This is a genomic window from Bacillus sp. mrc49 (genome assembly GCF_002803435.1).
Window position 1 is genome coordinate 1 of sequence record NZ_PHNG01000748.1, and the last position, 8,495, is coordinate 8,495.

Sequence of the window (8,495 nt, forward strand, 5' to 3'; positions counted from 1 at the left end):
TTTTTATCCAGTAAACAACTTGTTTTGGAATCATCCTTATTTCCCCTTGTGAAATCTCGAAAACTGAAGATGTATAAATAGATAAAAATGGTCGTCTTATTGACTAGTCTTAGAGGTATGTAACGGAAGGCAACGACACTCCTGCGGGAATTGCGCGTCTACGTGAGACACCACAGGCTGAAAGCCGAGGATGCTCACGGACCGCCCGCGGAAAGCGAGTGCCTGCAGTGGAATGAAACGTTCGATGGACATACCTAAAACTATATGTAAATTGAATTCTATCTTCATTATCACGCAAAGTGGAATGTAACGGAAGGCAACGACACTCCTGCGGGAATTGCGCGTCTACGTGAGACACCACAGGCTGAAAGCCGAGGATGCTCACGGACCGCCCGCGGAAAGCGAGTGCCTGCAGTGGAATGAAACGTTCGATGTACAAAGCCTCCAATACTATGGAAAACGGAATTCCATCTTCATTTTCACGCAGAGTGGAATGTAACGGAAGGCAACGACACTCCTGCGGGAATTGCGCGTCTACGTGAGACACCACAGGCTGAAAGCCGAGGAGGCTCACGAACGGCCCGCGGAAAGGGAGTGCCTGCAGTGCAATGAAACGGTCGATGTACAAAGCCTCCAACCTATAGGCAATGGAACTCCCATCTTTGTTCTCACGCAGAGTGGAATGAAACGGAAGGCAACGACACTCCTGCGGGAATTGCGCGTCTGCGTGAGACACCACAGGCTGAAAGCCGAGGAGGCTCACGGACCGCCCGCGGAAAGGGAGTGCCTGCAGTGGAAAACGGTCGATGTACAAAGCCTCCAACCTATAGGCAATGGAATTTCCATCTTTGTTCTCACGCAGAGTGGAATGTAACGGAAGGCAACGACACTCCTGCGGGAATTGCGTCTACGTGAGACACCACAGGCTGAAAGCCGAGGAGGCTCACGGACCGCCCGCGGAAAGCGAGTGCCTGCAGTGGAATGCAACGTTCATGGTAAAAATCTTCAAATCTATAGGCAATGGAAATTCCATCTTTGTTCTCACGCAAAGTGCAATGAAACGGTCGACGTACAACTTCTCCAACCTATGGGCATTTCTATTTTCACTAAAAGTGGAATGAAACGCTCACCGAACAAAACATCAAAAAACTGTAGGTAAACTCCAAAACCTATCGAGTTTACCTACAGTATGAGACCGCCATGAGCGGTTTAATGTCCGCCTAAATAGGCATTCTTGATTTCTTCACTTGCTGTCAGTTCCTCTGATTTACCAGATAGGACAATCCGCCCCGTTTCGACCACATAGGCTCTGTCAGCGATGGATAGGGCCAAGTTGGCATTTTGCTCGACAAGCAGGATCGTCGTTCCCGTCTTATTGATTTCTTCTATTATATGAAAGATTTGTTTCACCAATAATGGAGCAAGTCCCATCGATGGCTCGTCCAATAGAAGCAGCCGGGGCTTGGCCATCAGCGCCCTGCCCATTGCGAGCATTTGCTGTTCCCCGCCGGAAAGCGTTCCGGATTGCTGCTTCAGGCGTTCAAGCAAACGCGGGAACAATTCATAAACCTTCTCCATATCCTGCTTGATGCCTGCCTTGTCCTTACGTAAATAGGCGCCAAGCTGAAGATTTTCTTCAACGGACATGTTAGCAAAGACACGGCGGCCTTCAGGAACATGGGAGATGCCCATTTTCACGATCGATTGCGCAGCCTTTCCGCCGATCGACTGCCCTTCATATAAGATCTTGCCTTGCTTTGGTTTTAATAATCCGGAAACGGTTTTCAGCATCGTACTTTTGCCGGCACCGTTCGCACCAATCAACGTCACGATTTCACCTTCGTTGATGGAAAGCGAGACTCCCTTCAAGGCTTGAATGTTTCCGTAATAGACGTTAATGTCCTCGATATTCAGCATTATGAAACCTCCTCGCCCAGATAGGCCTCGATGACTTTTGGATTGTTGCGGATTTCCTCAGGCCGCCCTTGAGCGATCAGCTGTCCATGATCCAGAACGTATATGCGTTCGCAAACTCCCATGACAAGCGGCATATCATGCTCGATCAATAAGACGGTCAAATCGAATTTCTCACGGATGAGGGCGATCAAGTTCATCAGCTCATGCGTTTCTTGAGGGTTCATGCCCGCTGCCGGTTCATCGAGCAAAAGCAGTTTCGGATTGGCGGCAAGCGCGCGTGCGATTTCCAATCGTCTTTGTTTGCCATATGGCAGGTTCTTCGCCTTCTCGTCTTTATATTGATCAAGGTTGAAGATTTTCAGGAACTCAATCGCCTTCTCATCCATCTCCTTCTCCCCTTTAAAATGGATCGGCATGCGGAGAATCGAGCTTAAAATGCTATGCTTCGAAAGCGAATGATAGGCAACCTTTACATTATCGATGACGGATAGCTCACTGAACAAGCGAATGTTTTGAAAGGTCCTGCTGATACCCTTTTGCGTGATTTTATAGGGCGGCCGTTTTTTCAAGTCCTCCCCTTCCAAGGAAATCGTTCCTTCGGTCGGGACGTAAACCCCTGTCAGCAGGTTGAAGAAAGTGGTTTTCCCAGCACCATTCGGCCCGATCAAGCCAACCAATTCACCTGGGTATAGCTCGACGTTTACATCGGAAACGGCTTTAAGCCCCCCGAATTGAATACCGACCGAATCGACCTTAAGCAGCGGTGTTTTTGTTTTCATGGCGGCTGCCTCCTTTACGTTTGAACATGGAAGTTATTTCTTTCGTCCCCATTAAACCTTGCGGACGATAAATCATCATGACGATAAGCACAAGACTGTAAATGATCATCCGCGTTTCCGGATAATCTTGGAGGAATGTCGTGACCACAGTAAGTAATACGGCAGCCAACACTGCTCCTGACAAGCTTCCAAGTCCGCCAAGCACGACTAGGATCAAGATATCGAATGACTTCAGGAACCCGAAGTTCGATGGCTGGATGATATAGAAGTTATGGGCATAAAGCGCTCCGGCGATGCCGGCGAAAAATGCACCGATCGCAAACGCGACAACTTTGTAATAAGTCGTATTGATCCCCATCGAATCGGCGGCCGTCTCGTCCTCACGGATCGATATGCAAGCCCTTCCATGTGTCGAGCTCGTGAAGTTCCTGATGACGATGATCGTCACAAGGACTGAAGCGAATACCCACGGCCAAGTCGTCAAATGGGAAACCTGCATCCCGCTCGCACCGCCAACATAATCGATGTTCAAAAGCACGATCCGGACGATTTCACCAAAGCCGAGGGTCGCTATCGCCAGGTAGTCACCTTTTAGACGCAAGCTAGGTATTCCGATGATCAGGCCGGCAAGCGCCGCTGTCAAACCGCCGACTATCAACGCTAGCGTGAATGGCATGTTCAACTTCATCGTCATGACGGCTGAAGCGTAGGCCCCGACTGCAAGGAATCCTGCATGCCCGATGGAAAACTGCCCCGTTATCCCGATGATCAAGTGCAGGCTTGCTGCCAGAATGATATTGATCCCAATGAACATGAGCGTATTTTGATAAAAAGGATTGAGCGATCCGCCGCCGATCAACACCTGTATGATGGCGAAAAAGATCAATGATAATGAAATCGAGACCCAAAAACCTTTTGCTCGCTTAATTGTAGTCATTGCTTTGTCTCCCCTATACTTTTTCTTTTTTGTTTTTACCGAATAAGCCTTGTGGCATGAAAATCAAGATAAGAATCAGTACGACGAAAGCTACCGCATCACGCCATAGTGAGTAACCTGCGGCACTGACCAAAGCCTCGATGACACCAAGCAATAATCCCCCGACCATCGCACCCGGAATGATCCCGATCCCGCCAAGTACGGCGGCGACAAAAGCCTTAAGTCCAGGAAGCACACCCATAAGCGGCTCGATCTTAATATAATAAATCCCGAAAATGACACCAGCTGCCCCAGCTAATGCGGAACCGATTGCAAAGGTGGCAGAGATCGTGTTATTAACATTTATCCCCATCAGCTTGGCAGCATCCGCATCGAAGGAAACGGCACGCATCGCCTTGCCGATTTTGGTTTTATGGACGATGATTTGAAGAATGATCATTAAAACGACAGCGACTCCAAAGATCAAAATCGATTGGCTATTGATTGATACTCCAAAAATATCAAACTTGTCAGTCGGCAATACATCATTCGGATAGGCTTCCGGTTGTGCGCCGCGGACATAGATGAAGCCATATTCGATCAACAGCGAAACCCCGATTGCCGTGATGAGTGCGGCGATTCGTGTTGCGTTACGCAATGGCTTGTAGGCAATGCGCTCGATCAATACTCCAAAGAGTGCACAGACCGTCATCGCAATTAACAAAGCCGGCACGAATGACAGATCGAGAACCGTTATCGAATAAAACCCTACGAATGAACCAACCATGAAGACATCACCATGTGCAAAGTTAATCAATTTTACAATCCCGTAAACCATCGTATAACCGAGAGCGATAAGGGCATAAATGCTTCCTAATGAAACCCCGTTTATTAACTGCTGTATCAATTCCATGTTCGACTCTCCTTGAAAAATCTAATTTTATAATGATCGTCCAGACTCTTTCATTCCACTCATGGAAGTTTCAGCAACCTGGTATTCTGGAAAAATGAGAATTCGCCAGCGCCTTCTTATGGAAGAAGGGCCGGCGAAGGGTTGGACTTTTTTTCGGTATTAAGGATTGATCTTTGTGTTGAATACTTGTTTTCCGTCTTTGAATTCAAGGATGGTAGCTGATTTGATCGGATTATGTTTTTCATCCAATGTAAAGGTACCAGTTACAAGCTGAAGATTTTTCGTTTTTTCCAGCGCTTCTTTGATCTTTGTCGGTTCCGCTGAACCAGCACGCTTGATTGCGTCCGCTAGGAAATATCCTGTGTCATAGCCAAGCGCGTTAAAGGCATCCGGAGATTTATCTTTGTATTTCGCCTTGAATGCAGACACAAAATTCTGAATTTTCTCATCAGGGTCACCTGAAGAATAATGGTTCGTAATGAACGTGTCATTCAATGCTTTTGCACCGGCAATTTCCACTAGCTTAGGAGAATCCCAGCCGTCACCGCCCATGAACGGAACATCCAGGCCTGTTTCACGTGCCTGCTTCACGATCAAGCCGGCTTCCTCATAATAACCTGGAAGGAAGATGAAATCCGGTTTCGCTGATTTCAGGCGAGTTAATGTGGAGCGGAAATCGGTATCCTTTGCAATGTAGGCTTCCTCTGCGACGATCTTTCCGCCATTTTTTTCGAATTGCTCTTTAAAGGCTGCCGCTAATCCTTTTGAATAATCGCTTGCGCTGTCGATATAGATGGCTGCACTTTTCGCTTTGATTTCTTTGGACGCGAAATTCGCAGCAACCGTTCCTTGAAACGGATCGATGAAGCTTGTCCTGAAGATGTAGTCGTTCAATTTATCTTTGCTGAAAGTGATTTCCGGGCTTGTACCTGAAGGCGAGATGACCGGGACTTTATTATCCTGTGCAATTTGCACCTGTGCAATCGAGTTCGTGCTTGTCGCCGCACCTACGATCGCCGCCACCTTATCTTGTGAGGTAAGCTTGATTGCCCCGCTTGTTGCTTCGGATGCTTCGGATTTATTATCGACTTTGATAAGTTTGATTTTTTTACCGTCAATGCCTTCTTTATTGATTTCCTCTGTCGCCAGCTCAAGGCCTTCGGCAATCGATTGGCCATAAGAGGCTACACCGCCTGATAATTCAAGGTTGACACCGATCTTGATCGTATCACCGTCCCCGCTCGATTTATCTGATGAACCAGAGCCGCCGCAACCCGCCAGCATGCCTGCCGCAAGTGTTAGAGAAAGAAATGCACCTGCTAGTTTTTTCTTCTTCATAAATAATCCCCCCATTTTGTAATCAGAGCTCTGATGCATGAATAATTATTCATGACGCCTCAGAAATTTTTGATTAGATGAAATGTTTAAAATTAAATTAATATTTCGAAAAATAGTTTACCGCATAATTTTCATTCCGTCTATACAATAATAGTGAGAAAATTTCGTTAAATAGGATATTTTTCATAGACCATAAGGTGTCGATTTTATATCCCTATATTTAAAATATTAAGAAAATTCTTATATTTATCAGAAAAAACAGATAATTAAGTTATATTAATATCGTAATTTCTACCTTTTTTACCCAAAATATTTTATTCATCCCCCTATCATTTTCTCCCTTTTACTTACATTTTTCCCAATATAATTGCACACTGATAGGGAATTAAACCCAGTATGTCCCTTCCAATTTAGTCTTAATTCCTATTTCAAAATTGAATTATACTATCTTGGATGTATAAAATACTGCATGAAACTTATAATCTTCTTTTAGCCGCCTTATAGATTTTGCATATACATTCTAGAAAAAAACCCGCAAAAAAACCGCCCTCTGGCGGTTCAGTGTCCTCTCTTCACTGGTTAGTGTAGTTTAAGTGAATATAAAATAGGGGGAGCCTGTCCCCCTATCCAAGTAGATTATGGATTGATTTTTGTCTTGAATGTTTGTTTGCCATCCACGTATTCCAGGATGGTGGCCGATTTGATGGGATCATGATTTTTATCGAGGTTCAGTGTACCTGAAACTAATTGAAGATCCTTGACATCTTCCAATGCTTGCCTGATTTTTTCTGGTGATGCATCGCCAGACCTTTTGATGGCATCCGCCAGATAGTATCCAGTATCATAGCCAAGTGCGGCAAAGGCATCCGGTGTTTTATTGTACTCCTTTTTGAAGGCGGCAACGAAATCCTGGATTTTTGCATCTTCATCTTCTGGTGAATAGTGATTGGTGATATACGTATTTTTTAAAGCGTCGGCGCCTGCGATTTCAACGACTTTCGGGGAATCCCAGCCATCTCCGCCCATGAAAGGAAGGTCTATGCCATTTTCCCGGGCTTGCTTCAAGATCAATCCGACTTCTTCATAATAACCAGGAAGGAAGACGAACTCTGGCTTGGCCGATTTAATACGTGTCAATGTCGAGCGGAAATCCGTATCTTTTGTGACATAGGCCTCTTCCGCTACGATTTTGCCGCCTTTGGCAGTGAACGCCTTTTTAAAGGCAGCGGCCAACCCTTTGGAATAGTCACTTGCGCTATCCACATAGATCGCAGCTGTCTTCGCCCCTACTTCGTCAGACGCGAAATTGGCTGCAACCGTTCCTTGAAACGGATCGATGAAGCACGTCCTGAACACATAATCATTTACTTTTCCAGCTTTATTGGTGATATCGGGGTTTGTTGCCGTCGGTGTGATTAAAGGAACCTTATTATCCTGCGCGACCTGAACCTGTGCCAATGTGTTCGTGCTTGTAGCCGAACCGACCACAGCCACTACCTTGTCCTGACTGACCAGTTTAATCGAGCCGCTTGTCGCTTCTGCCGCATCGGATTTATTATCAACCTTGACGATTTCCAGTTTTTTTCCGTCGATGCCCTCTTTATTAATTTCAGCGATGGCCAGTTTCAAACCATCTGCAGCCGATTGGCCGAATGATGCCGTACCTCCTGACAGCTCAAGGTTGGCTCCGATTTTAATCGTGTCACCCGAATTGGATGAACCTCCGCTTGAACTGCTGGTTTTCGAGTCGCCGCAACCTGCGAGCACCCCAGCAACCAATGAAAGTGATAGAAACACTCCTGCTAGCTTCTTCTTCTTCATTTGAAACCCCCTTGTTTGGTATGTTCTTTCAGATCAATAGAATATCTGAATAAAAATAATATTCTGAAAATAGTTTATCTCATTCTTTCGACCCCGTCTATATGATCTGGATAAAAAAGTTATTTAAAGGGAATATCTCCTATTTCCACGCACAAAAAAAACTGACTCTGCTAGAGTCAGTTTTGAAGCTCATCAATCGTTTACACGTCGGACGTCCACTTCTTTTAGTAGATCATTGATCACCCAGCTGGCTGCAATCAACCCAGCTACGGATGGGACGAATGCATTCGAGGACGGCGGCATTTGGGCTTTACGGATTTTTGCCTCGTCATTGCCGACTTCTTTGCGAACATCCTCACGAATGACGATCGGACTTTCGTCGGAGAATACAACCGGAATTCCCTTTGTGATGCCCTCTTTACGCAATCTTGTACGGATGACCTTCGCAAGGGGATCGGTATGCGTTTTGGAAATATCGGCAATTTGGAAACGTGTCGGGTCCATTTTGTTAGCGGCCCCCATGCTTGAAATCACCTTGATATTCCGCTTCAGGCACTCCTTCATCACATGCATCTTATAAATCACCGTATCGGAGGCATCAATGACATAATCGAGGCCATAACTGAAGAACTCTTCAAACGTTTCTTCTGTATAAAACATTTTCAGGGCGATCACTTCGCAGTCTGGATTGATGTCTTGAATGCGATTTTTCATCAATTCCGCCTTCGGTTGGCCGACTGTAGATAAAAGAGCATGAATCTGCCTGTTTACATTGGTGATGTCGACATCGTCCTTATCCACTAGAATGATG

General features: G+C 45.8%; 7 protein-coding genes. All 7 read right to left on the reverse strand.

The genetic code is table 11. The features are described from left to right. Positions 1 to 1,209 precede the first annotated feature (1,209 nt). Complete coding sequence (locus CVN76_RS21935) at positions 1,210 to 1,917, reverse strand: ABC transporter ATP-binding protein (RefSeq protein WP_061143699.1); 708 nt, start codon at positions 1,915 to 1,917, stop codon at positions 1,210 to 1,212. Then, positions 1,917 to 2,696, reverse strand: a complete 780-nt coding sequence (locus CVN76_RS21940; protein ID WP_061143700.1) for an ABC transporter ATP-binding protein — start codon at positions 2,694 to 2,696, stop codon at positions 1,917 to 1,919. The genes CVN76_RS21935 and CVN76_RS21940 overlap by 1 nt, the downstream gene beginning before the upstream one ends. Further along, positions 2,671 to 3,633: a branched-chain amino acid ABC transporter permease gene (locus CVN76_RS21945; RefSeq protein WP_100533056.1), complete on the reverse strand. Its 963-nt coding sequence runs from the start codon at positions 3,631 to 3,633 to the stop codon at positions 2,671 to 2,673. Before CVN76_RS21945 ends, CVN76_RS21940 begins: the two co-directional genes overlap by 26 nt. 13 nt (positions 3,634 to 3,646) lie before the next feature. Beyond that, positions 3,647 to 4,525: a branched-chain amino acid ABC transporter permease gene (locus CVN76_RS21950; RefSeq protein WP_061143702.1), complete on the reverse strand. Its 879-nt coding sequence runs from the start codon at positions 4,523 to 4,525 to the stop codon at positions 3,647 to 3,649. Between the two features lie 159 nt (positions 4,526 to 4,684). Then, a complete protein-coding gene (locus tag CVN76_RS21955) occupies positions 4,685 to 5,863 on the reverse strand; it encodes an ABC transporter substrate-binding protein (protein WP_100533057.1) in 1,179 nt (392 codons plus the stop codon). A gap of 636 nt (positions 5,864 to 6,499) precedes the next feature. After that, positions 6,500 to 7,684: an ABC transporter substrate-binding protein gene (locus CVN76_RS21960; protein WP_100533058.1), complete on the reverse strand. Its 1,185-nt coding sequence runs from the start codon at positions 7,682 to 7,684 to the stop codon at positions 6,500 to 6,502. 192 nt (positions 7,685 to 7,876) lie between these two features. Further along, a partial coding sequence (locus CVN76_RS21965; protein ID WP_100533059.1) for a tRNA threonylcarbamoyladenosine dehydratase occupies positions 7,877 to 8,495 on the reverse strand: 619 nt, incomplete at its 5' end.

What these genes read in the sequence shown, in the direction of transcription:
- CVN76_RS21950 (WP_061143702.1), bottom strand. Translation starts at nt 4,525, where the DNA reads ATGGAATTGATACAGCAGTTAATAAACGGGGTTTCATTAGGAAGCATT.
- CVN76_RS21955 (WP_100533057.1), bottom strand. Translation starts at nt 5,863, where the DNA reads ATGAAGAAGAAAAAACTAGCAGGTGCATTTCTTTCTCTAACACTTGCG.
- CVN76_RS21960 (WP_100533058.1), bottom strand. Translation starts at nt 7,684, where the DNA reads ATGAAGAAGAAGAAGCTAGCAGGAGTGTTTCTATCACTTTCATTGGTT.
- CVN76_RS21935 (WP_061143699.1), bottom strand. Translation starts at nt 1,917, where the DNA reads ATGCTGAATATCGAGGACATTAACGTCTATTACGGAAACATTCAAGCC.
- CVN76_RS21945 (WP_100533056.1), bottom strand. Translation starts at nt 3,633, where the DNA reads ATGACTACAATTAAGCGAGCAAAAGGTTTTTGGGTCTCGATTTCATTA.
- CVN76_RS21940 (WP_061143700.1), bottom strand. Translation starts at nt 2,696, where the DNA reads ATGAAAACAAAAACACCGCTGCTTAAGGTCGATTCGGTCGGTATTCAA.